This is a genomic window from Mycobacterium dioxanotrophicus, from assembly GCF_002157835.1.
Lineage (GTDB): Bacteria > Actinomycetota > Actinomycetes > Mycobacteriales > Mycobacteriaceae > Mycobacterium > Mycobacterium dioxanotrophicus.
Map to the genome: position 1 here is coordinate 747,941 of NZ_CP020809.1, position 22,297 is coordinate 770,237.

General features: G+C 66.3%; 22 protein-coding genes and 1 pseudogene. 7 read left to right on the top strand and 16 right to left on the bottom strand.

Translation table 11 applies throughout. From position 1 onward, the window contains the following. Nucleotides 1-30: 30 nt before the first annotated feature. Together BTO20_RS03460 and BTO20_RS03465 are read right to left on the bottom strand one after the other, a co-directional pair. A complete protein-coding gene (locus tag BTO20_RS03460) occupies nt 31-606 on the bottom strand; it encodes a TetR/AcrR family transcriptional regulator (protein ID WP_087073412.1) in 576 nt (191 codons plus the stop codon). 63 nt (nt 607-669) lie between these two features. Further along, complete coding sequence (locus tag BTO20_RS03465; protein WP_087073414.1) at nt 670-1,539, bottom strand: RDD family protein; 870 nt, start codon at nt 1,537-1,539, stop codon at nt 670-672. Between the two features lie 32 nt (nt 1,540-1,571). Between BTO20_RS03465 and BTO20_RS03470 the strand changes: the two genes are divergently transcribed. Beyond that, entirely contained in the window at nt 1,572-2,564 is a 993-nt protein-coding gene (locus BTO20_RS03470) for a stage II sporulation protein M (RefSeq protein WP_087073416.1), read from the top strand. Between the two features lie 111 nt (nt 2,565-2,675). Here the strand turns inward: BTO20_RS03470 and BTO20_RS03475 are convergent. The 3 genes and pseudogenes from BTO20_RS03475 to BTO20_RS03485 all read right to left on the bottom strand — a co-directional run. After that, nucleotides 2,676-3,110: pseudogene (locus BTO20_RS03475) on the bottom strand (GntR family transcriptional regulator); the annotation flags it as partial. Nucleotides 3,111-3,172: 62 nt separating this feature from the next. Further along, the gene (locus BTO20_RS40210) at nt 3,173-4,405 is read right to left on the bottom strand and encodes an NAD(P)/FAD-dependent oxidoreductase (RefSeq protein WP_087073418.1); all 1,233 of its coding nucleotides are present in this window, start codon (nt 4,403-4,405) and stop codon (nt 3,173-3,175) included. Between the two features lie 47 nt (nt 4,406-4,452). Then, nucleotides 4,453-5,388, bottom strand: a complete 936-nt coding sequence (locus BTO20_RS03485) for a choline/ethanolamine kinase family protein (protein WP_087073420.1) — start codon at nt 5,386-5,388, stop codon at nt 4,453-4,455. Between the two features lie 367 nt (nt 5,389-5,755). Between BTO20_RS03485 and BTO20_RS03490 the strand changes: the two genes are divergently transcribed. After that, entirely contained in the window at nt 5,756-7,279 is a 1,524-nt protein-coding gene (locus tag BTO20_RS03490; protein WP_087073421.1) for an APC family permease, read from the top strand. 98 nt (nt 7,280-7,377) lie between these two features. On the opposite strand, the gene BTO20_RS03495 is transcribed toward BTO20_RS03490, so the two are convergent. Together BTO20_RS03495 and BTO20_RS03500 are read right to left on the bottom strand one after the other, a co-directional pair. Further along, complete coding sequence (locus tag BTO20_RS03495; protein WP_157680127.1) at nt 7,378-8,391, bottom strand: phosphotransferase enzyme family protein; 1,014 nt, start codon at nt 8,389-8,391, stop codon at nt 7,378-7,380. Nucleotides 8,392-8,395: 4 nt separating this feature from the next. Continuing rightward, on the bottom strand, nt 8,396-10,819 hold the full coding sequence (locus tag BTO20_RS03500) for a GcvT family protein (RefSeq protein ID WP_087073425.1): 2,424 nt from the start codon (nt 10,817-10,819) through the stop codon (nt 8,396-8,398). Between the two features lie 277 nt (nt 10,820-11,096). On the opposite strand from BTO20_RS03500, the gene BTO20_RS03505 reads away from it, so the two are divergent. After that, nucleotides 11,097-11,894 (top strand): GntR family transcriptional regulator, encoded by a 798-nt coding sequence (locus BTO20_RS03505; protein WP_198344244.1) that lies wholly within the window; start codon nt 11,097-11,099, stop codon nt 11,892-11,894. 108 nt (nt 11,895-12,002) lie between these two features. Further along, nucleotides 12,003-12,830: a 5'/3'-nucleotidase SurE gene (gene surE, locus BTO20_RS03510; protein ID WP_087073429.1), complete on the top strand. Its 828-nt coding sequence runs from the start codon at nt 12,003-12,005 to the stop codon at nt 12,828-12,830. 77 nt (nt 12,831-12,907) lie between these two features. On the opposite strand, the gene BTO20_RS03515 is transcribed toward surE, so the two are convergent. The 5 genes from BTO20_RS03515 to BTO20_RS03535 are packed head-to-tail and all read right to left on the bottom strand — an operon-like array spanning nt 12,908 to nt 18,167. Continuing rightward, entirely contained in the window at nt 12,908-14,230 is a 1,323-nt protein-coding gene (locus BTO20_RS03515; protein ID WP_087073431.1) for a DUF58 domain-containing protein, read from the bottom strand. After that, nucleotides 14,230-15,195 carry an AAA family ATPase gene (locus BTO20_RS03520; protein ID WP_083168235.1) on the bottom strand — a complete coding sequence of 322 codons (966 nt, stop codon included), beginning with the start codon at nt 15,193-15,195 and terminating at the stop codon, nt 14,230-14,232. The genes BTO20_RS03515 and BTO20_RS03520 overlap by 1 nt, the downstream gene beginning before the upstream one ends. After that, the gene (locus BTO20_RS03525) at nt 15,192-16,304 is read right to left on the bottom strand and encodes a DUF4350 domain-containing protein (RefSeq protein WP_087073433.1); all 1,113 of its coding nucleotides are present in this window, start codon (nt 16,302-16,304) and stop codon (nt 15,192-15,194) included. Before BTO20_RS03525 ends, BTO20_RS03520 begins: the two co-directional genes overlap by 4 nt. Further along, complete coding sequence (locus tag BTO20_RS03530; RefSeq protein WP_087073435.1) at nt 16,301-16,954, bottom strand: DUF4129 domain-containing protein; 654 nt, start codon at nt 16,952-16,954, stop codon at nt 16,301-16,303. Before BTO20_RS03530 ends, BTO20_RS03525 begins: the two co-directional genes overlap by 4 nt. Nucleotide 16,955: 1 nt before the next feature. Then, complete coding sequence (locus BTO20_RS03535; RefSeq protein ID WP_087073438.1) at nt 16,956-18,167, bottom strand: glycerophosphoryl diester phosphodiesterase membrane domain-containing protein; 1,212 nt, start codon at nt 18,165-18,167, stop codon at nt 16,956-16,958. A gap of 69 nt (nt 18,168-18,236) precedes the next feature. Between BTO20_RS03535 and BTO20_RS03540 the strand changes: the two genes are divergently transcribed. Continuing rightward, complete coding sequence (locus BTO20_RS03540) at nt 18,237-18,701, top strand: GatB/YqeY domain-containing protein (RefSeq protein WP_087081555.1); 465 nt, start codon at nt 18,237-18,239, stop codon at nt 18,699-18,701. Between the two features lies 1 nt (nt 18,702). Here the strand turns inward: BTO20_RS03540 and BTO20_RS03545 are convergent, their stop codons facing one another. From BTO20_RS03545 to BTO20_RS03555, 3 genes are all read right to left on the bottom strand, one after another. Next, a complete protein-coding gene (locus tag BTO20_RS03545) occupies nt 18,703-18,900 on the bottom strand; it encodes a three-helix bundle dimerization domain-containing protein (protein ID WP_083168225.1) in 198 nt (65 codons plus the stop codon). A 77-nt stretch (nt 18,901-18,977) separates the two neighbouring features. Then, a complete protein-coding gene (locus BTO20_RS03550) occupies nt 18,978-19,766 on the bottom strand; it encodes an acyl-CoA thioesterase (protein WP_087073441.1) in 789 nt (262 codons plus the stop codon). Between the two features lie 37 nt (nt 19,767-19,803). Continuing rightward, nucleotides 19,804-20,301, bottom strand: coding sequence for an SRPBCC family protein (locus BTO20_RS03555; protein WP_087073443.1), 498 nt, complete (start codon nt 20,299-20,301; stop codon nt 19,804-19,806). Between the two features lie 46 nt (nt 20,302-20,347). Here BTO20_RS03555 and BTO20_RS03560 point away from each other — a divergent pair, with 46 nt between their 5' ends. Continuing rightward, nucleotides 20,348-21,487, top strand: coding sequence for a serine/threonine-protein kinase (locus BTO20_RS03560; protein ID WP_087073445.1), 1,140 nt, complete (start codon nt 20,348-20,350; stop codon nt 21,485-21,487). Between the two features lie 56 nt (nt 21,488-21,543). After that, nucleotides 21,544-21,720, top strand: coding sequence for a hypothetical protein (locus tag BTO20_RS39145; protein ID WP_157680128.1), 177 nt, complete (start codon nt 21,544-21,546; stop codon nt 21,718-21,720). On the opposite strand, the gene BTO20_RS03565 is transcribed toward BTO20_RS39145, so the two are convergent. Further along, nucleotides 21,717-22,220 (bottom strand): CGNR zinc finger domain-containing protein, encoded by a 504-nt coding sequence (locus tag BTO20_RS03565; protein ID WP_232491027.1) that lies wholly within the window; start codon nt 22,218-22,220, stop codon nt 21,717-21,719. The genes BTO20_RS39145 and BTO20_RS03565 overlap by 4 nt on opposite strands. Nucleotides 22,221-22,297: the final 77 nt, after the last annotated feature.

The window sequence follows — 22,297 nt, forward strand, 5'->3', positions numbered from 1 at the left end:
AAAGCGAAAATTGGTGTGGTGCAGAAGAATTCAGCTGCGCGGCAGGTGAACTGTGCCAGCGGTGAGGCTGTGCATGATGGCATCGACCACCTGATGCCGGGCGGTGCCGTCCTGCTTGATGGCCTCGTAGCCGGCCAGCAACAGCGCCCAGAACACCCGGCGGGCCCACCCAGGGGGATATCCGGGACACTCCGCCGAGGCCCGCTCGAGAACCTCGCTGATCGCCTCGTCGCCGGTGTCCAGGTGGGCTGCCAGCTCGCGATCGGCCTGAATGGTCGGTTCGCTGTAGATGTAGAGCACGATGGGGCCGAGGTCGAGCTGGCTCTCCACGACGCGGCGCAGCGCTGCTTCGGGCGGCCCGTTGGTGGGCTCGGCGAGTTCGATCGCGGCGCTGCTGAGCGCGTGCACGTGGTAGGCGACCGCGCGGAGCAGATCTGATCGTTCCGGGTAGTAGCGGTGCAGCGTGCTGCGCCCGACGTTCGCGGCCGCGGCGATTTCGGCCATGCTGGCGGCCGGATGGTCGGCCAGCATTGTCATTGCGGCGTCCAGGATGGCCCTGCGGGTGCGCTCACGCACACCGTTGGGGGCGGCGACCTGGATGTTCATGCATCAAAATGTAGCACGATTGGGCCAAAATGGGACATGTGTGTCCCATCACCGGATGGCCAGTCAGTTCGGCGGGGCAAATCCGCCAGGTTGGTGAGGCGGCGGCGGCGGTGTTGCCGCTGGCGGCGGGTACTGCGGAGCCTGCGGCGCAGGGTAGGCAAGCGGTGGGGGAGGTACGAGCCGGGCGACCTCGCGGCGGTGCCGCTCGGCGAGCACCGCGGCCAGCACGTACTGCGGAGGAGCGCCGGGCGGCGGGGGCGGCGATATCCGGGTCGCGACCTCGTGCAGCACCCGCTGTGCCATCTCGTCGCGGATGCGGGGATTGAGCTGGCCGGCCCGGGACAGGAATTGGCGGGCCAGCTCGACCTGCTCGGCGCCGAGCCCGGAGAGCTGCAGCGACGAGGCCCACCAGGCGAGCATCGGCGGCATGGCCGGGGGCGGCGTGAGCTTGGGGCCGCGCTCGCTGATCACCAATGTGCCGGCGAAGATGTCGCCGATCCGCTTGCCCTTGGGAGAGATCAGGCTGCAGATCACCGCGGGGCCCCCGGTGAACATGAAGATCTCGATGAAACCCGCCAACGCCCGAAACAGCGCCTGGCGGAAGCGTTCCGGGCTGCCGTCCTCGGACACCACCCGCAGGCCCAGCGCCATCTTGCCCAGCGAGCGGCCCCGCGTCGTCGTCTCCATGACCACCGGATAACCCACGAGCGTCAGCACCGTGAAGATGATCAGGATCGCCGCGGAGAGCGCATCGTCGAGCTGGGTCAGGGTCAGCGCCCACAGCATCACGCCCGCGATGTAGCCGGCGACGATCACCAGGATGTCGATGATCGAGGCGAGCGCGCGCACCGGCAGCTGCGCGATCTGGATGTCCAGGATCACCGCATCCCCGGTCACCACAGGTCCGGGCGCCGACGCCGGTTGGAAGGACATAGCGTCCCAACCTACCGATTACCATCGGCCGGGTGGATGTCGATGCGTTCGTGCTGGCCCATCGCGCCACCTGGGACCGCCTGGAGCAGTTGGTCAAACGGCGCAGGCGGCTGACCGGCGCCGAGGTGGACGAGCTGGTGGACCTCTACCAGCGGGTGTCCACCCATCTGTCGATGGTGCGTTCGGCATCGAACGATTCGGTGCTGGTCGGCAAGCTGTCGGGGTTGGTGGCGCAGGCCCGTTCGGTGGTCACCGGTGCGCATGCCCCGCTGTGGCGCGAGTTCGTCCGGTTCTGGACCGTGTCCTTTCCGGTGGTGGCCTACCGGTCATGGCGCTGGTGGCTCGGCACAGCGGTGGTGTTCATGGCGGTGGTGTTCGCACTGGCCTTCTGGGTCGGCGGCGACCCCGAGGTGCACACGGCCATCGGAACGCCAAGCGAGATCGACCAATTGGTCAACCACGATTTCGCGTCGTACTACAGCGAGAACCCGGCAGGCTCGTTCGCGCTGCAGGTGTGGGTGAACAACTCCTGGGTGGCCGCCCAATGCATCGGGTTCGCGATCCTGCTCGGGCTGCCCATCCCGTATCTGCTGTTCCAGAACGCGGCCAACCTGGGTGTCATCGCCGGGCTGATGTTCGCCGCGAACAAGGGCGATCTGTTTCTGGGCCTGATCCTGCCGCACGGGCTCCTGGAGCTCACTGCCGTATTTCTGGCCGGAGCGGTCGGGATGCGGTTGGGCTGGATGGTGATCGCACCCGGTGACCGGCCACGCGGGCAGGTGCTCGCCGAGCAGGGCCGGGCGGTGGTGGCAGTCGCCGTGGGCTTGGCGGCGGTACTGCTGGTCTCCGGTCTGGTCGAGGCGATGGTGACGCCGTCACCGCTGCCCACCGCGGTGCGGATCGGGATCGGCGTCACCGTCGAGGTCGCGTTCCTCACCTACGTCATCTACTTCGGCCGCAAGGCCGCGCGGGCCGGTGAGACCGGCGACGTCGAAGATGCTCCAGATGTCGTGCCGGTGGCTTGATTCATTCGTGGGGCCTTCTCCCGCAAGCGGCAGGTGTCCCTGGCAAACAGCGTTGGTGGCCGAAGCGCGACGTCCCTGTGCGGTGACGACCAAGTACAGGGCGTCCGCGCGAAAAAGGTCACGCGAGAACTCAATTGGACGGCTATCGGCATCGTAGGCCGTGCGAGTGATCAACAGTAACGCCGACCGCGGCTTGATCTTCAACGATGCCGCCTCGGCAGCAGTGGCATTGACTGCCTCGATCCGCTCTTCGACCCGCGCGACGATCACGCCGTACTGACTTTCCAGAATCTCGTAGAGCGACCTGCCCAGCTGTTGTTCCAACAACCCCGGCACGCGCCCAGCCGGAAACTGGGCGTGCTCCAACGATATCGGTGAACTGTCGGCGTGTCGTACCCGGCGGATGTCGAAAACGAAGTCGTTGCGTCCCAGCTCGAGCGCATTGCGGGTTGCGGTGTCGGGCGGCGCGACCCGGGTGGAGATGATCCGGGTGCCCGCCGTGTATCCCTGGCTGGCAAGGAATGCCGGTACCCCGGCCACCTCCATCAGGCTTCGCTTCACGCGAGTGCGGTGGCTGGGCGGCCCCTCGGCGCGACCCACGATCAGACTCAAACCGGTTGTGCCGGCATCGGATAGTAGTTTTCGCAGATGGCCTGAGCCTGTAGCCGCGCCTCGGACCACGACCAGGTCCGTGGCAGGAACCGATTCGGGCTCAGACTCCGTACGTACGGAGAGACGTCGCCGGTCAGGCTTTCCAGCAGGTGCTGGGCCAGTCCCGCGGAACCCGATACTCCGTGCGCGTTGCATCCTGCAGCCATCACGAAACCGCGCAGGCCCGCGACCGGCCCCACGACGAATCTCCCGTCCGGGGTGAAGCCGGGCCAACCACGGAATACGGTCCTGATCCCGGCGTCACCGAAGGTCGGAACGAATCGAGCAAAGTCCTCGGCGAATGCCCCGAGCACCTCCCAGTTGAGGGTGGCGGGCAGCACAGAGTCGATGGCTACTGTCGCGGGGTCAATGCTCGTGCCGTTGTGTTCGAAACCGCCACACAGGACACCGGAACCCTCACCGCGGGCATAGACCTGAATCTCCGGGATCCGCAACGTGGGCGACCCCGAATCCCATCCGTCTTGCGGTTCTGTGACGAAGTACTCGTGAAGCACTGGGACGATGGGCATTTCGACACCGGCCAGCCGCGCCAGCGCTCCGGCCCACGGACCTGCCGCGTTGACCACCATGTCGGTCGCGATGTTGCCGTGGTCGGTCTGCAGGCCGGTCACCACGCCATCGCGGACATCAACGCCGACCACTCGCGTGTGCGGGATCACTCTGGCGCCGAGGTCTCGCGCCGCCTGCAGGTATGCATCGGTGAGACTGTTCGGTTGTACGTATCCATCGGTCGGACACCAGAGTGCGAGGCGGACGGCCGAGACGTCTTCCAACATGGGACACAACTCCTGCACCCGGCGGCCGTCGATCAACTCGACGTGCAGGTCGGCCTGGGCGGCGACTGCCGCGATCTGCTGGAGTTCAGCCACCGACGCATCCGACAGTGCAAGGCGAATACTGCCGGTCTCACGCCAGTCGGCCGTATATCCGAGATCCTTCTCGAGGTTGCGGTAGAACGCCGCCGACGCGATGGTCAGGCGGGTGCGGTCGAGAGTGGTCCTGGACTGCCCGACGAGTCCGGCTGCCTGGCTGGTGGTTTCGGAACTGGTATTTCCGGCTTCGATGATTTGCAGGTCGCGGTAGCCCTCGCGGGCGAGAAAATAGGCTGCGGCCGCCCCGACGGCACCTCCGCCGACGACAGTCACCTGGCTGTCTGTGAGTTCAGGCATGCGGTCTCCTTGCAGTAGTGAGTTGTTTCGCGGGATTCGACGAATGGTCAGCCGCTCACGCCGCTGGCCAGGCTCATCACCTGCGGCAGATCGTCGGCGTCGAGTTTGGAACGGGTCCAGCGCCAACGTGATTCGGCTTCGGCCCAGTAGTTGAATCCTTCGGCTGGGGCTTCGGGGAGCAGGTAGTGCATGCCGACGAACAGCAGAGCCCAGGTGTATTGCGCGGCGACGCCGAAGAGCCGGACGCGTGCGGTCTGCACGGCGTCGTGTGCGCCGAAGTAACTTTCGCAGAGTTTGGCGACTTGATCCGGGTCGTAGTCGCCCTCCATCGCCAGATCGCCGAGATCGAAGGCGGGGTCGTTCATGCCACTGAAGTCATAGTCGATGAGGCGGATGTCGCCGTCGTCCATGACGTTGAGAGCCAGCAGGTCGTTGTGCGAAGGGACAGCCGTGAGCGCTTGTTTGGCAAGAGCTCCCTGAATGTCACGGATGATGGTCAGGTAATCCATGATGCCGTCAGGGGTGGGCAGTGCGTGTTTGTCAACGAGGTCCAGATAGTCGTCGAGGAACTTCCAGATGCAGATCTCGTTGTTGAAGGCGGGCGAACGTCTGTGTAGCTGTGCGACACCCCGGCCCAGTCGCGGTATGTATTCTGCCGCAGACAGACTGGCCGTTGTCAGCGTGACGCCGTCGATCCACTCCAGGACCAGTGCCGGCATGTCCGGGAAGGCGTAGACAACCTTGGCGCCGACCCCCGATTGTCCGGCGGCGACGGTGTTTCTGCACACGTCGTCGAGCGGAATCATCAGGTTGAAATCGCCCATCGCCTGCGTCAGGGCCTTGATCACGTAGCGCTCGTCGTCTACCCGTACCGAATAGCTCCGGTTGGCGAGCCCACCGTGCAGCATCTCGAAAGACACCTCCCTGTCCCGCCACGCGGGCACTTGCTCGATGATCTCTTCTGGCGTGATCAGTTCTGGCACTGTGATCCTCCGACAAAGGCGCTATAAGGTCCAACCAAATGGCGTGATTTGAGTCACGCTACCGCGCCGCGGTGTGGCGCGCAAGAGGTCGAACAACTGCCTGATCGATCGATGAATCCACGGTGCTGCGCCTGGTTTCACCTGTGTTGTTGATGGCACGGAGGCCGGTGGCACATAAATACTGAACCTTTGAAATTTTGGTGGGACCAAACTGTTGCCAATGGTCGATCGCGGTGGCATTCTCATCGCAGACAGAGATCTGCATCACAGTGTCGACAGATGTGCGGAATGACAACTGACGGCCGGTGCGCACTCAACGTTCGGCCAAGCCACGGTACTGCCACAAACCAGGACGGAGACGATCACCATGACGCAGCCCGCGACCCCGGGCCCGCTCGACGAGCAACACGGCCTCAAACGCGCGCTGACCGCGCTCACCAACGGCGCACTGACGTTCGCAGGCGTCGGCGTGTTCGGCGGACTGATGAGCCTTTACGGCTTTTCGATGTCAGCTGCCGGACCCGCGATGTTCTGGGGCTGGCCGGTCACATTGATCAGCGTGGGCGCATTGGTACTTGTGTTCTCCCAGCTGGCTTCCCACTTTCCGTTCGCAGGCTCGATGTACCAGTGGCCGAGTCAACTGGCAGGCAAGCGGGTCGGCTGGGCTATCGGCTGGATCTACGCCGGCGCGATGTTCCCGTTGATGACCGCGTACTGTGCCTCGTTGCCCGTTATCGTCAAACCGCTGTTCGGTTGGTCGGATTCGTTCACCCTCGACCGCAATATCATCATTTTCGCGATGGCGTTCGCGTTGTTCTGGAACCTGCTGAAGGTCGGTTTCTTGGGCAAACTGGCCGAGTGGGGCATGATCCTGGAGATCGTTGTCGCCACCGGGATCATCCTCACGGTATTCGTGCTCGGTCCCAAGGATTTCGGGGCGCTCACCGACATGTCGCGTGTCGTCACCGATGGCAGTGGCAGCGCCGCGGTGGAAGCGATGTCTTTCGGCCAGTGGCTGCCTGCCCTCTTCGGCGGGGGCATCTTCGTGTCGTACTGGGTCTTGTACACGTTCGAGAACGGCGGCACGCTCGGTGAGGAAACGAAAGACGCTTCGCGCAACGCACCCCGCGGCATCATCGGCGCCTTCATCTTCGTCGCGATCTGCGGGGCGCTCTTCCTGATGTGCCTGACCACGTCACTCCCGGACACCGCCAAGGCCATGCTGACCGGTGCCCCGGCCCAGGAGGCCATTGGTCTGCATCTGCCGGGCTGGACGGTGAAACTGTTCCTCGCCATAGTGGCCGAAGGCCTCCTCATCGCCACCAGCACCATGTTCGCGGGTGCAACCCGGCATATCTTCGGCATGTCGCGGGACAACCAGTTGCCGTTTGCTCGGGTATGGACCAGGACGACGAAAGATGGTTCACCGTGGGCTGCTTCGTTGTTGGTCGCGTTTCTCGGGCTGGCACCGGTATTTGTCTTCACCACCAACACCGCTTCGATGGTGGGCGGCGCCACGGCAGCCATGTATGTGTCCTATTTCCTGGTGACGGTCGTGGTGTTGTGGTCGCTGCTGCGCGGCTGGCCGCACCGGCGAGCGCATTTCAACCTGGGCGGGTGGAACATCCCGGTGACACTCGTGGCATTGGTCGGTACCGGCGCCACAGCGCTCAATCTGCTCTGGCCCAGGGCGTCGACCAACCCCAACTTCGACCAGATCAGCGGCACCGTCACAGACTCCCTGTTCCGGCACATTCCGATGGGCTGGTACATCGTCGGCGTACCGATGATCATCGGTGTCTTCTACTACGTCGTGCGGTTGCGCAAAGTGACCGAACCGAGGGACAAGTCATCGCACCAAGTGCCCGAGGCTGAACTCATCAACGAGTGAATCGAGGACAAACGCGTCGCCGCCGACAAAGGTCGGCGGCGACACGCGTTTCGGTTGTTCTCCTGAAATATGCGCGTGGAACGCACAGGACGCCGAACTCAAGCAGTCGCGGTGCCCGGACACACGTCCGTCCCGGACGAGGCGAGATACGTACGCGCCATCTCACCGGTGACCCGCGCATAGTTCGGGGCTTCCGCGATGAACACCGGTGTGCCTGGCCGAGAACCGAGCCAGGCCAGAATCACCATGCGGCGCAACATGATCAAGCTCGGGGTGATCGCAAAATCGGCATCGTCGAGAGGTCTGACTTCGGTGTACCCCGCCAACCAGCTTGCGACGAGTTCGGGAACCTGTGGGTCGTCTTCGATGAAAGTCAGGGCGCTTGCCAGATCGTAGAGGTACCAGCCGAATCCACAGTCATCGAAGTCGATGACTTGCGCGACGCCGTCCCTCATCAGGATGTTGGCCAGGCGCAGGTCCGAATGGATCAGCCCGTATCGATTCGGTCCGCGGCCATACTCGGTCAACCGGTTCCGGATCAGATCCTCCGCTGCGGCCAGTACTGAGATGTCGGCCGCAGCGAGGCTGGGGCCGTCCTGCCATCGGCCCCAAGTCGGCTTCTCGCCGAACGTACCCGCGAGATCCCATGAGATGCGTTCGAACGCCGCAGGTGGCGTCCAGTCACAGGCATGCCTGTGCAACTTCGCCGTCGTGCGGCCCAGGATCCGATAGTCCGCGATCATGAGGTCCATCGACGGCGCCGCGCCTGCGAGGTCGCCGAACACCGCCGCCAGCCGGGCTGGGAAGATCGGATCGGTGGCGACGACGACACCGTCACCGGCCGGAGTGCGAATGACCGGCGGCACGGCGACGTCCGTATCCCGGCGGATGGCCTCGACCCACAGCAGTTCCGACTCGACGGCCGCCTTGGTGTGATAACCGATCGAGTGCAACCGCACGATAACCGACTCGGCGGAATCGAAAAATGCTCGGAATACCGCATTTTCGGAAAAGGTCAGAAGCTCCAGCTGGCTGGGTGCGGGCAACCCGTACTGTGCGAGCGCCTGCCGGGCTTGTGGTTCGAGGCGTTCCGCCTCTTCGACGGTTGCCATGAAGTCACCTCCCGTGCCGGATGCGCAGCGGAGCACGCCCGCCGGGGACTTCGACCCAGAGATCGGCGGCTGCCGCCCAGTCGATGTGGCTGCCGTTGGTGTGATGCATCAGAGCGATGCCGACCGGTGCGCCCACGGTGTGCCCGTATGCGGCCGAAGTCACCGCGCCCACCCGGTCGGTACCGTGGAAAACGCCCTCGCCACCCCACAGGGTGACCTTGTCGTCGTCGATCACGAACGTGATGAACTCCGCTGTGAGCTCGCTGTGCTGCTGCTTCTCCAGCGCCACAGCCCCGCGGAAGGGTATTCCGGTGCCGAGCTTGCAGGCGTGGCCCAGACCTGCTTCGAGCAGTGTGATGCTTGTGCTGAGCTCTTTGCCCCATACCGGTTCGCCGCGCTCGATACGCAGGCTGTCGATGGCGTAGTGGCCCGCGGGCCGCACACCGAGTTCGGAGCCCTCGGCGAGGAGGCGGTGGTAGACCGCAACCGCGCACTCCGACGGCACGTACAGTTCGAAACCGGCGTCGCCCACCACACTCACGCGCGATACTCGAATCCGGGTATCGGCGAAATGCACAAGCCGACTGGTCAGCTCGGGGAATGCCTCGGTACCGAAATCCGTGTCGCTGCACCGCGAGAGCAGATCAGCGGAGTTCGGGCCAGCCACCGCGAACGCGGCTGACGCCGACGTCACATCGGTGACTCGGACATCGTCGTCGACACCGATATTGCGTCGCAGATAGGCCTGATCGCGTACCTGATAGGCGGTACCGGTCACCACCAGGAACTCGTCGGTGGCGATGCGGGTGACGGTGACCTCGGTTTCGATGCCACCCCGGTCGTTGAGCATCGTCGTTCGCACCACCGTGCCGGGTTGAACTGCGACATCGGCGGCACACAGGTACTGCAGGGTGTGCTCCGAATCACGGCCCTGCACCAGCAGCTTGCCGGTCGACGTGGAATCGAACACGGCCACCCGTTCGCGGGCGGCGCGGTGTTCCGCCGCGACGTTGTCATGCCAATTCTGTCGGCCGAAGCTGTACTGCACCTCTGGTGAATTGCCCTCTCCGGCAAACCAGTTGACGCGTTCCCAGCCGAGTTTCGTCCCGAACGCCGCGCCGGATTGTTCGTGCAGATGGTGGACGGGCGATCGGCGTACTCCTCGACCGGACACGGGTTCTCGGTTCGGTATCGGCAAGGCATAGTGAGCGCCCAGGGTCTCTATCGTGCGTTGCCGCAGCCAATGGTCGCTACCCGCATAAGCGCCGAAGCGGGCGATGTCGACCGACCACAGATCCCGCGCAGGCGCCCCGCCGACGATCCACTCGGCCAGCGCCAGGCCGGCACCGCCTGCGTTGGCGATACCGCCAGAGTTGAAACCCGCAGCGACGTAAACCCCGTCGGCCTCCGGCGTCGGACCGAGCAGGAAGTTGTTGTCGGGTGTGAAGCTCTCGGGTCCGTTGTAGAGCATTCGGATTCCCGTGGCGTTCAGTGCGGGAACCCGCTGGGCGGCGGATTCCATCCACGGACCGAAGTGCTCCCAGTCCTCGCCCAGCAGCTGGAATTCGAACTTGGCCGGGATGTCGGCAGAGCGGACCCACGGCAGGGCATTCGGCTCGAAGCAGCCGGCGACGAGGCCGCCGACCTCTGCCTTGAAGTAGACGTGGCCGTCGGGATCGCGCAGGATCGGTGTATCGGGTTCAACACCGTCGATCTTCTCGGTGACTGCGTAGAAATGCTGTGCGGGATATAGGGGAACGGTCACCCCGATGGTGTCACCGAGGGCCTTGGACCATTGCCCCGCAGCAAGAACGAGCGTTTCGCACTCGATGGTGCCGTGCGGGGTGGTCACAGAGCGGACCCGGCCGTTGACCATCGTGATATCGGTGACCTTGGTCCGCTCCAGGATGCGTGCTCCGCCGGCCTTCGCCCCGCGCGCCAGTGCTTGGGTGAGGTCGACGGGATTGACGGTGCCGTCTTCCGGCAGCCACACCGCACCCTTGAGGTCTGTGGTGTTGAGTAGCGGATATCGCTCCCTGGCCTCGTCAAGGCTGACGAAATCGGCGACGGTACCGAAAGACCGGGCCGAGGCGGCCGCGCGTTGCAGGTGCGTCATCCGCTCATCTGTCCGTGCCACCCACAGCGCTCCGCACTGCCGCCAGCCGGTGCTGAAACCGGTCTCGTTCTCCAGGCTCTCGTAGAGTCCGATGCTGTAGCGGGCCAAGGCGGTCATGCTCTGTGTCGGCCGGACTTGGCCCACGATGCCGGCAGCGTGCCACGTTGTGCCGCATGAGAGTTCACCCTGCTCGAGCAGCACCACGTCCGTTTCGCCGAGCTTGGTCAGGTGGTAGGCCACACTGCAGCCGATGACGCCACCGCCGATGATCACGACACTGGCGCGGTCTGGCTGACCTAGGGAAACTGACATTGGGGTTCACCCTCCGCGACTCGGTTATACCTTTAAGTGGTTTTGGTATAACCATAATTAGGTCATCGGTCCAAAGCGTTGTCAATAGCCGTATTCCGCGCGCGCGTCCGAAGGATTCAAACATCACGCGGGTGGAAGCCGCATGGTGATCGGCCGACAGGCGGGCGATATCGCGACCTGCACGTGAGCGCTCCGCGATAGCGCTGTCACGTATGCCGACTTACGGTCCTACCTTATGGTACCGTTGCGCTCAATACTGCAGAACAGGATCGGGATGGTGTCAACGTCACCTCAGAATCATCCGGACTCGGTGTCCGCTGTGGAGGGCACCCGCGAGAAGGTTGTCGAGCTGATCGCGAAGCGACAACTGGGGCCCGGCGACAGGCTGCCTTCGGAACGCGAACTCGCTGACACGTTCAAAGTCAGTCGTACGACCCTGCGCGAGGCTCTGGGGATGTTGGCCAGGTCGGGCTACGTGGTGCGCCGTCCCGGTCGTGGCGGCGGGACGTTCGTCAACCAGCCAAAGGTCGAGCGCGACTTGTCGTTCCTCACCGGTCTTCCGGGGCATCTGCGCCGTCAGGGGCATGAGTCCTCTGCGCAAGTGCTGTCAGCTCGTCTCATGGGGGCCGACAGCTGGACTGCCGGTGAGCTGCAGATCCCCGAGGACGCCCTCGTCTACGAGATCGTCCGGCTGCGGCTTGCCGATGGCGAGCCGATCTCATTGGAACGCAACAGATTTCCCACCGAGAGATTTCCGGGTCTGCTGGAGAAGCCGATGGGTGGGTCGATCTACGACATTCTTCGAAACGACTACGACGTGCCGCCCAAGCGGGCTCAGGAACGTATCGAACCGACCGCAGCGAGTGCCACCGAGGCCGCAATGCTGGGCGTGCGGGAGGGCGAGCCACTACTGGCGGTCGAACGCGTGACCTACGACGCGAACGGCATTCCCATCGAGGTCGGCCGCGATCTGTTCCGAGGTGACAGGACCAGGGTGGTGGTTTGGGTCGAATCGCCTGAGGACTCGATCGTCGAAGTCGAGAAGCGAGCCGAATCACTTTCCGCGAGCTGGTAACTCGGTCCAGTCCGGCATTCACTTCCCGGGCGTCACTGCCGCGGGGTGATCCACGCATGTCGAGAGAGATGCGCCGCTTGTCCACTACACATCTGACCGGGAGACCCGATGACCATCGTGTTGACGAACGACGACGGCGTGACCGCCACCGGAATCGGCGAACTGGGGGCGGCGCTTGCGGCTGCCGGGCTTCCCGTCGTTGTCGTCGCTCCGGAAGCCAACCAAAGTGGTGTATCGCGTGCGGCCACGTACACCAATCCGGTACGCGTTTCCCGGGCCAGGGACGCGGGCCCCAATGTGTTCTCGGTGTCCGGCACGCCGGTCGACTGTGTGCGAGTAGCACTCGGCGGGGGGCTCGTGCCGGATGCCTCGCTCGTCATATCGGGGATCAACCACGGCTGCAATGCGGGTGACGACATGTTCAACTCCGGCACTGTGGGCGCTGCTATCGAATCGGCCCTGTTCGGTGTCCCTGCTATGGCGATCTCTCAGCAGTCGCTTCCGGGGCACTTCAACATCCTTGAGCCAGTAGGAGTGCCGACGGCGAGCTTTCAGCAGTCGAGCGAGTATGGCGTGGCACTCGCGCGTGCTCTGCTCAACCGGCCCATACCGGGGCGCGTCGTGCTGAACGTGAACGTGCCGGCGCAGCCCGCGACCGGTATCGGCATCACCCGACTGGGAAAGCGCTTCAACGAGCGCAACTCGCTTGTCCCCGTGGCAAACCGCGGCCCAGCCACGTACTACCTTGTGTACGGCAGTTCCGAAGACCAGCCGGTGCCCTACGAAACCGCCGATGGCACCGACTTTGCCGCGCTGCGCGACGGTGTTGTGAGTGTGACGCCGGTCAGCTACGAGCACGATCCGGGTGTTGACCACGGGATCGGTGAATGGGCCGAGGCGCTCCTGGAGGACGCCCGTTTGCACCTGGCGATCTGACTTCCCCCCGCGAGCAGACGTTGCGGTCCGCGACACGCCGCGTTTCCGGTACCTGGCTGTCTGGTCGCGCAAGGAAACTAGAGCTTCCCCGCCGCCTTCATCGCGAGGTAGTGGTCGGCGAGGGTCGGTGCGAGTTCTTCGGGCGCTGCATCGACGACGTCAACACCGTTGCGCCGCAGCCTGGTTGCGATGGCTCGTCGATCGTTGCGGGCCCGCTCCGCGGCCGCCGCGTCGTACACCTGCGCGGCGTCGTCGCGGCCGGCGGCCAGCCGCTCGACCCGCGGGTCTGCCACCGCGGCCAGCAGCACCTGATGTTTCGTCGACAGCCGGGGTAACACCGCCATGAGCCCTTCATCGAGCGCCGAGGCGTTGAGGTCGGTCAGCAGCACCACCAGGGCGCGTTGGCGCACCCGCCGGGTCACTGCGGCCACCATCGCCGATGCGTCGGACTCCACCAGAGCCGGTTGCAGCGGCGCCATCGCCTCCACCAGCTGGGCCAGCAGCTCCGTGCGCGATGCGCCCCACACCCCGGCGCGGGTAACCCGGTCGAAGGCAAGGAAATCCACGTGATCACCGGCCCGCGACGCCAGGGCTGCCAGTAGCAGTGCCGCGTCCATCGACCAGTCCAGCCGGGGCCAGCCGCTCGGGTCACTCGCGGTCGGGTCGACGCCGACGCGGCCTGCCGACGTCCGCCCGGTGTCGAGCACGATCACGACCCGGCGGTCCCGTTCCGGCCGCCAGGTGCGCACCACCACGTCGGCGCGGCGGGCGGTGGCGCGCCAGTCGATCGAGCGGACGTCGTCGCCGACGACATACTCACGCAGGGAATCGAATTCGGTGCCCTGTCCGCGGATCAGCACCGGTATGGCGCCGTCCAGCTCGCGCAGCCGGGCCAGTCGCGACGGCAAATGCTTGCGGGACAGGAACGGCGGCAGGATCCGGACCTGCCCCGCGACCGGCAAGGTGCGCTGACGGCCGGCCAGCCCGAGGGGGCCGATCGAACGCACGGCGACGAACTCCGATCGTAGGTCTCCGCGCCGCACCGGCCGCAACTGAGTGGTGAGCTGAACCTGTTGCCCCGCAGCGATGTTCAACGCATGGGTGCGGGGGTCGGCGCCCGCACTAGGGGCCCATGCGTCGCGCAGCTGTCCCCGCATCCGGCGACGCCCGGTGTTGGACACCGTCAGCTGCGCATCCACGGTCTGTCCCAACCGCGCCGTCCCGTCCCCGCTGCGCACGATTGCCGCCGATACCGGACGGCCGGCCAGCGTCACATCCAGCACGATCGCGATCAGCAGCAGTGCCAGCAGGACAACGAAAACCGTTGCCGGCCACGGCGCCAGCGCGATCGGCACGGTGGCGATCAGCGCGGCGACCCCGGCCCGGCGGGTGAGCACCATCAGCGTGGGACCGGCACGGCCGCCAGGATGCCGTCGAGCACACCGTCGGGGGTCGCGCCTTCCAGTTCGGCCTCGGGCCGCAGCGCGATGCGGTGCCGCAGAGTGGAACGCGCCATGGCCTTGACGTCGTCGGGGGTGACGTAGTTGCGGCCGGACAACCAGGCCCAGGACCGTGCGGTGGCCAGCAGCGCGGTACCGCCACGGGGTGACACCCCGAGCTGTAGGGCCGGGGAATGCCGTGTGGCACCGACGATGTCGACGATATAGCCGAGTACCTCGTCGGCCACCAGCACCTGTCGGACTGCTTCGCGGCCGGCGGCCAACTCGGCGGCGCCGGCCACCGGTCGCACCGCGGACAAGTCGCGAGGGTCGAAACCATGGGCGTGGCGGCCGAGGATCGCGATCTCCTGATCCCGCGGCGGCAGCGGCACATTGAGCTTGAGCAGGAACCGGTCGAGCTGCGCCTCGGGCAGCTGGTAGGTGCCCTCGTACTCGATGGGGTTCTGGGTGGCCGCCACGATGAACGGGTCGGGCAGCGGCCGGGGCTGTCCGTCGACGCTGACCTGACGTTCCTCCATCGCCTCCAGGAGTGCCGCTTGGGTTTTCGGCGGCGTCCGGTTGATTTCATCGGCGAGAAGAAGATTGGTGAACACCGGCCCCGCGCGGAATTCGAACTCGGCGGTGCGCGCGTCGTACACCAACGAGCCGGTGACGTCACCGGGCATCAGGTCCGGGGTGAACTGCACACGTTTGAACTCCAGTTGCAGCGCGGCGGCCAGGGTGCGCACCAGCAGGGTCTTGGCCACGCCGGGCACCCCTTCGAGCAGCACGTGGCCGCGGCACAGCAGTGCGATGACCAGGCCGCTGACCACCGCATCCTGCCCGACGACCGCCTTGGCGATCTCGTTTCGCAAGGACAGCAGGGCATTTCGCGCTGTATCGGAATCAAGGACGGGCTGAGTCACGACTGCGCGACCTGCCTTTCGATGTCGTCGAGTTGGTGAGCCAGAACTACGAGGTCCGAATCGGTGCCAGGGGGCGGGCCGAACAGGGTGTGGCCGACCGAGCCGGGATCGCCCCCGCCGCGTGCGGCGACCGCGGCCACGATCGCCTGGGGCGCGGCGCCGGTGGTGAGCCCGAGCCGCGGCAGCAGCCGCATCACGGTGGCCGACCGCAGGGCGTCGGCAGCGCGGTCGCGCGCACGCCGGCTGCGGTACAGCCGGCCGCGGCCCTCGACGGTCTCCGACGCGCGCACCACCACCGGCAGCGATTCGGCGACCAGCGGGCCGAGCCGGCGGGCACTGGCCACCGCGAGCAGCGCCACCGCGAGGGCCAGCCACAGCACGACCCACCGAACCTGTTTGGGCAGCAGATCGGAAATGCCGGTGGTGCCGGGTGATTCGCCTTCGGGATGCTGGGGCGCATACCAGATCACCCGCGACCGGGCACCGGCCAGATTCATCGCGAGCGCGGCGTTGCCGGCCTTGAGAAGGCCGCCGTTGACCATGAAGTCCCCGGTGCCGACGACGGTGACAGTTCGGCCGCCGTCCTGGTACCGCACCACCGCGCCCTCGTAGCAACGAGTCACCTGGGCGTCGTCGACCGGCTCGAACGTGTTGGTCAGACCGAGCTCGACGTCGCCGGAGCGGGTGGCCTCGGGCAGATCGCAGTCGGGGGCGCCTCCGCCGAACGAACTGGCCTTGCCCTGCTTGATCTTCGGCGCCAACGCTTCTCTGGTCTTGCCGACGGGTTCTATCAGCAGCAGATCGCCCGGCGCCGAGGCCAGTTGGTGCAGCTGGTCGTCATCCGACAGATATAACGTCTGCGCTGCCACCACCAGGCTGTCGGGCGTGGCGGCGCGCTGCACGTCGCCGATCGTCTCGGCGGTGATCACCTCGACACCATGCTGGCGCAGCAGGGACACCAGGGCATGCGCGCCGTCGGGTCCGGTCGCTTCGGGATCCAGCCTGCCGCCCGGTCGCGGTGCGGTCAGATAGGTGCTGACCGCGGCCACCGCGACGATGGCGACGGCAGCCAGCAGCACCCATCGCGCCGTACGCCAACGCAACGTCATCGCACCGGCGCCCAGCCGTCGGAACCGGCGGTCGCCGTCGCGGCACCGACTGGTGTGCGGCCATGGTCGTGCAACCGGCCGTCGAGGACGGCGATCATCCGGTACCCCGCTTCGGTGCCAGGCTGTTCACCGTAGCTGACCTCGTTGAATATGCTTGCCGCGCTGAACAGTTCGCTCGACAGATCGCCGAGCGTCACTGACGCGTCGCGCGCCAGCTCGGTCGCCGTTCGGCCCGGCACCGGGTCGAGAACCCCCGTCTCCTCCAGATGTTTCGCCACCGCGCGCAGCCGGTGCCGGATCGCGGCCGCCCAATTGCCCTGGGCTGCATACTGCTCGGCCGTGCGGCGATGTTCGGCCGCGCTGAGTTCCTGACTGCCGAACAGTGCATACTGCCTGCCGCGATTGGTGCGCATCGTGCGCCGCGCCGTGCGCACCGCAACCACCACGGCCAGCACGACCAGGATCGCCAGCACGGCAATGGTGAACCAGCCGCCGGGGATCTTCGAGCCCTGCATCGCCAGGCGATAGAACAGCTCGGTGATCCAGTCGAGGAACTGTTGAGTCGGCGAGGATCTCGGGTAGATCGGCTTGCTGAGCTCGTTCTGCGCGGCGTCGTGCGCGGCGTCGCGGTCGATGTCGATGGCGCTCACGTCACCTCGGCCGAGTCAGCCACAGCTGGTCGGTGGATTCCGCAGGCCCGGCCGCACCGGTCTGCAGCACCAGGTCGAAGGCTTCGGCGCGGATGCGCCGGTCGGTGTAGAGCAGCACGACGACGCCGGCGTTGAACGGAGCGGTGATGATCTGTCCGATGACGCTGCCGATCGCCGAGACGATCAATCCCGGTATCGAGATACCGGCAGGTCCACCGAGCAGCCCGCCCACGATGCCGAACGGTATCCCGACCGCCGCCGCGACCAGGCTCGCCACTATGCCCGCCAGCAGCCAGATGCCCAGCACGCGCCAGAAGTCGCCCTTCACCAAGGCGAACGACCGTGCAATGGCGGCGAATATCCGTTGCTGTTCCAGCACGATCAGCGGCGGCGCAAACAGCAGCACGGTGGCCGCGTAGACCAGGCCGACGATGGCCGCCAACACCAGCGGTGCGCCGACGACGAACGCCGCCACGCCACCGCCCGCGCTCGCGGCGATGACGACGATGAGCGCGATGATCGCGCCGAGCAGACCGAATGCCAAGGCTTCCAGGGCGGTCAGGCCGAGCAACGCCCAGAATCTGCCGCGCAGCCGCTGCCAGGCCTCGCCGATGGTGATGGTTCCGCCGAAGACGGCACGCCCCACCACCACCGTGAGCATGCCGCTGAGCAGCACACCCGACAGCGCCGCGACGATGACGCCGGCCAAGCTGCCCGCCGAGACCAGGGCGAGAGCCTCCGGGGACGGGGTGTCACCCTGCAGGGTCGAGTTGAAATCGCTGAACGTGGTCAGCGGGCCGATCTGCAGCAGTAGCGAGATGACCTGCGCGACCACGACGACGACGGTAGTCAGCCCGAGCGTGGCCTTGGGGTTGGCCCGGACGTAGCCCACGGCGCCGTTGAAGATGTCCGAAATGCTCAGTGGCCGTAGCGGTATGACGCCCGGCTTGAACGTCATCGGATACCCCGGTGGCGGCCCATACGGCGGATAGCCGGGAGGTGGCCCGTAGCCCGGTGGGGGCGGCGGGTATCCGGGTGGTGGCCCGTAGCCCGGCGGTGGCGGGTAACCCGGTGGGGGACCGTACCCGGGCGGGGGTCCGTAACCGGGTGGGGGTCCGTAACCGGGTGGTGGTCCGTAGCCGGGCGGGGGTCCGTAACCCGGCTGGCCCGGCGGCGGCGGGTACGGCGAATACCCGCCGGCGTCGTTGGTCATCTCTCCATCCTGTCGATCACCGTCAAAATTGACAACGTGACCCGCTGCCGCGCGGCGTAGGTTGTGGCCATGGCCGAACTCAAGGCGCAGTTGCGCGCGGATCTGACCGCGGCGATGAAGTCGCAGGACAAGTTGCGGACCGCGACGCTGCGAATGTTGTTGGCCGCGATACAGACCGAAGAAGTCTCCGGTAAGCAGGCCCGCGAGCTTTCCGATGCCGAGGTGATCGCCGTGCTGTCGCGCGAATCCAAGAAGCGCGGTGAAGCGGCGGCGATCTACACGCAGAACGGGCGTGGCGAATTGGCGGCCAACGAGCATGCCGAGGCCAGGGTCATCGACGAATACCTGCCGACACCGTTGACCGATGCGGAGTTGGCCGACGTCGCGGACTCGGCCATCGCCCAGGTGGCCGAGGACATCGGCGAGCGCCCGAGCATGCGTCAGATGGGTCAGGTGATGAAGGTCGCGACGGCGATCGCCGAAGGCAAGGCGGACGGCGCGCGGTTGTCGGCTGCCGTGAAGTCGCGGTTGTAGCTCAGCTCAGCGCGGCCAGTTCGGCGCTGACGCGGCGCTCCACCAGAAGCGGGATGAAATCGCGGATCGAGCTGTCCTGAAATCGGGTGTGGGCGGCGAGCACCGCAGTGGACACACGAGCGGGCGGTAGCTGATCGAAGCGCTTGACCAATCGCTCCTCGACGTCAGCCACCAGTTCCCGCTCGCTTTTTCCCAACACGCAAATAATTGTCTGATCTGTGCGTTCACCGCGTCAACGCGCGCTTCGTCACAGTTCTCGACACGTGTCAACGCACGTCACAGGCGCCACAGGGCTTCCTGGGTCGTGCTGGCGATCAGCGTCCCGTCGGCGGCATAGAGCGATCCGACCGACAGGCCCCGTGAATCGTTGTGGTTCACCGACCGCACCTCATAGCGGTGCCAGTGCTCGGGCTGGAACGGCCGGTGAAACCAGATGGCGTGATCCAGGCTGGCGGCGAAGCCGAGGTCACGTCGCAACTCGACATGCGGCGGCAGCGCAGCCGGGACGGGACCGAGGTCCGACATGAACGCCAGCGTCGCGGCTCTGATCAGCGGATCGTCCTCGATCTGTTCGCGTGACCTGATCCAGAACGGTGGGACCGCGAACTCCGTTTCGTCGCCCGGCACGGTGCGTAGCTCGAACCATTCGCCGAAGTCGAGCATCGCCTCTTTTGGTGCGGCAGAGTCGAATTCGAGTTTCGTCGGGAGCTCGGGGTACCAGTCGGCGCCCGGCTCCGGCAGATGGAAGGACGCGATCATCTCCAAAATCACCGCGCCGTTCTGGATCGCGGTGACTCGGCGCGTGTCGAAGCTGCGGCCATCACGGGTGCGCTCGACCTGGAAGTGGACCTCAGCGTCGTAGCGGCCGCCGCGGACGAAGTATGCGTGCAACGACTGCGGAAGTTTGCCGGGCTCGACGGTGGCCCCGGCAGCGGCCAGTGCCTGCGCGGCGATCAGCCCGCCGTAGAGGCGCGCGACAGCCGAACGTTTGGGCTCGTAAATCCGGAAGGTGTCGCCGTCGCGCTCGAACGTCAGCAGACGGGCGATCCAGCTCTGCGCGGTCATGGGCCAGACGCTATCCACCTCTTGGTTGGGAGCTGTCTCACACCTGTCTGGCGAAGTACCGCTCACCGTCGGAGGCCAGCCGGCCGAACGCGGCCTTGAGCACCGGGGCCAGCGGTTTGAACGGCAGCGCGAACGCCGGCTTCGGCTCGATCGCCACGATCCAGGTGAACTGCGTGCGCCCCTCGCCGACGGGCTCGATCAGGTAGTCCTCGGCGAACCGCCGCAGGGACGGAATGCTCGCATGGTCCACGGCGAACGAGTACCGATGGCCCTCCTCCCAGCGGAAGAACGTCTCGTGGACCTTCACCACGCCGGGAGCGAGCACGACCTCGCGGGAACTCCCGACGCCGAACGGCCGCGGGGACAGCCAGGTGACGCGCGTGACCGACGGGCCCCAGGCGGCCAGTGACTCATCGGAGGTCAGCGAATCCCACACCCGTTCTGGTGGCGCGGCGAACTGTTTGGCGTAACGGAAGATGTGCGGCGCAGTGGTGAAGAACTCGGGGTCGACGGTTTCCAGCGTGAACCGGGGCATGGGTCGAGCATGCCAGGGCCTGCGCCGGGTGTGCGATAGTCCGGGTATGGGGAGAACCGATGAGCTCCTCGGCGACCGCTACGAGGTGCGCAGCATCCTGGGTCGCGGCGGCATGGCCGAGGTGCGCGACGGGTGGGACACCCGGCTGGCGCGCCCGGTCGCGATCAAGTTGCTGCACGCGGGCTGGGTGACCGATCACGGTCTGCGACGCCGCTTCGATGACGAGGCGCGCGCCGCCGCGGCGCTCAACCATCCGAACATCGTCGTGGTCCACGACAGCGGCGAGCACCACGGCACGCCGTTCATCGTCATGGAGCGGCTGCCCGGGCGGTCCCTCGCCGACGAGATCGCCGCCGGGCCGATGTCGATCGACCGGGTTCGCGCGGTGCTGGCCGACGTGCTAGCGGGTTTGTCGGCGGCCCACGCCGCCGGCATCCTGCACCGCGACATCAAGCCGGGCAACGTCCTCATCACGGCATCCGGGGCGGCCAAGCTCTCCGACTTCGGCATCGCCAAGACCGAAGGCGGTAACCACACGCGCACCGGTGAACTGGTCGGGACCATGAGTTACCTGAGCCCGCAACGGCTTACAGGCCAACCGGCGTCGCCGTCCGACGATTTGTACGCTGTCGGCGTCCTCGGGTACGAGGCCCTGACCGGTCGGCGACCGTTCGACCGGGACAACCCGGCGGCGACCATGCGGGCAATCCTCGACGAGCCTGCGGTGCCGATCAGAAAGCTGCGCCCTGACGCCGATCCCGGCGTGGTGTTCGTGCTGGAGTCGGCGATGGCCCGGGAGCCGCAGTTCCGTTTCGGCGACGCCGAAGCCATGCGGGCGGCCCTGACCGGACAGCCGCCCGCCCGCCCCGCGACCCGCGTGATGACGATGCCGCTACCCATGGAGCCGTCGTCGACGGTCCTGCCGCCTCCACCGGCTCATCGGCCGCGCTCACGCCTGAAGATGGGGCTGATTGCTGCTGCGGCGGCGGCCGCGGTGATTCTCGGGGTGATCTTGCTGGCCGTCGATCGTTCACCGGAGCGCGCACCCGCGAGCCCCGTGCCAACCCCGACGACAACCGCCCCCACGGCCCTCATGAGCGTGGTGCCACATCCTCCGACCGCGCCCGCGGACCAAGGGGAGGAAAAGCCACCGCACGGGAAGAAGAAGGGCCGCGGGCACGACTGAGGCGTGCCGGATGTAATGGTTGAAACGCATTAACCCATTGCGGAAACCTGGTTGGCGTGAACGATCTACAGCCTGTCTGGGTCACGGTGTCGGTACATATGACCAGCGAGGGCCGGGTGATGTACCAACGCGGAGTCGACGGATGGCGTGTGGTGCGGGAAGGCGGCGGCGTGGACGTCGAGATGCACACCGCGAAACCGGCGCCCCGCCATCTGCGGCTGGTCGGCGGTTAGGGTGCCGTCCGCGCGCGGTGACGCTGGACGGCATCGGTGTTGCCACACCGCGCGGAGCAGTACGCTCGGCGGCCCGTGCGGCTGGTGTCCACGAACACCAGCGGACACCCTGAGCGCGAGCATGCCCCCAACCGGTTGCCCTCGGCCTCGACCGTGAAGATCGCGAGACCGCCTGCCGTCACGGCCATCACGCGCCCGACGAGGTCATCGTCGTCCGGTGCGAAGTGCAGGTGGGGTCCGAGGTCGTCGTGCGTGGTGAGATACACCCTGCCGGTGCCGTCGACCAGCAATGCGTTGACGGCCTGACAACGTTCCGCCACGGTCGACGCCACGAACACCGTGCGCAGCCGCGCCGACCACCGTCGCAACGAGGTGGCCACGGCACTGTCCACCTCGACGCGCCGGATGTCGTGGTCGTGCAGCACCGTCTCCACGTTCGCGACCGACCAGTCACCGCTGTGCAGGTTGACCAGATCGGCAGCGAGCTGCACGCCGGTCATGTTGTCATGGCGGAACTGCACTGACCCATTACATCAGCAGCGCACGGTGGTGGAAACAAAAATGCAGGTAGGGCAAT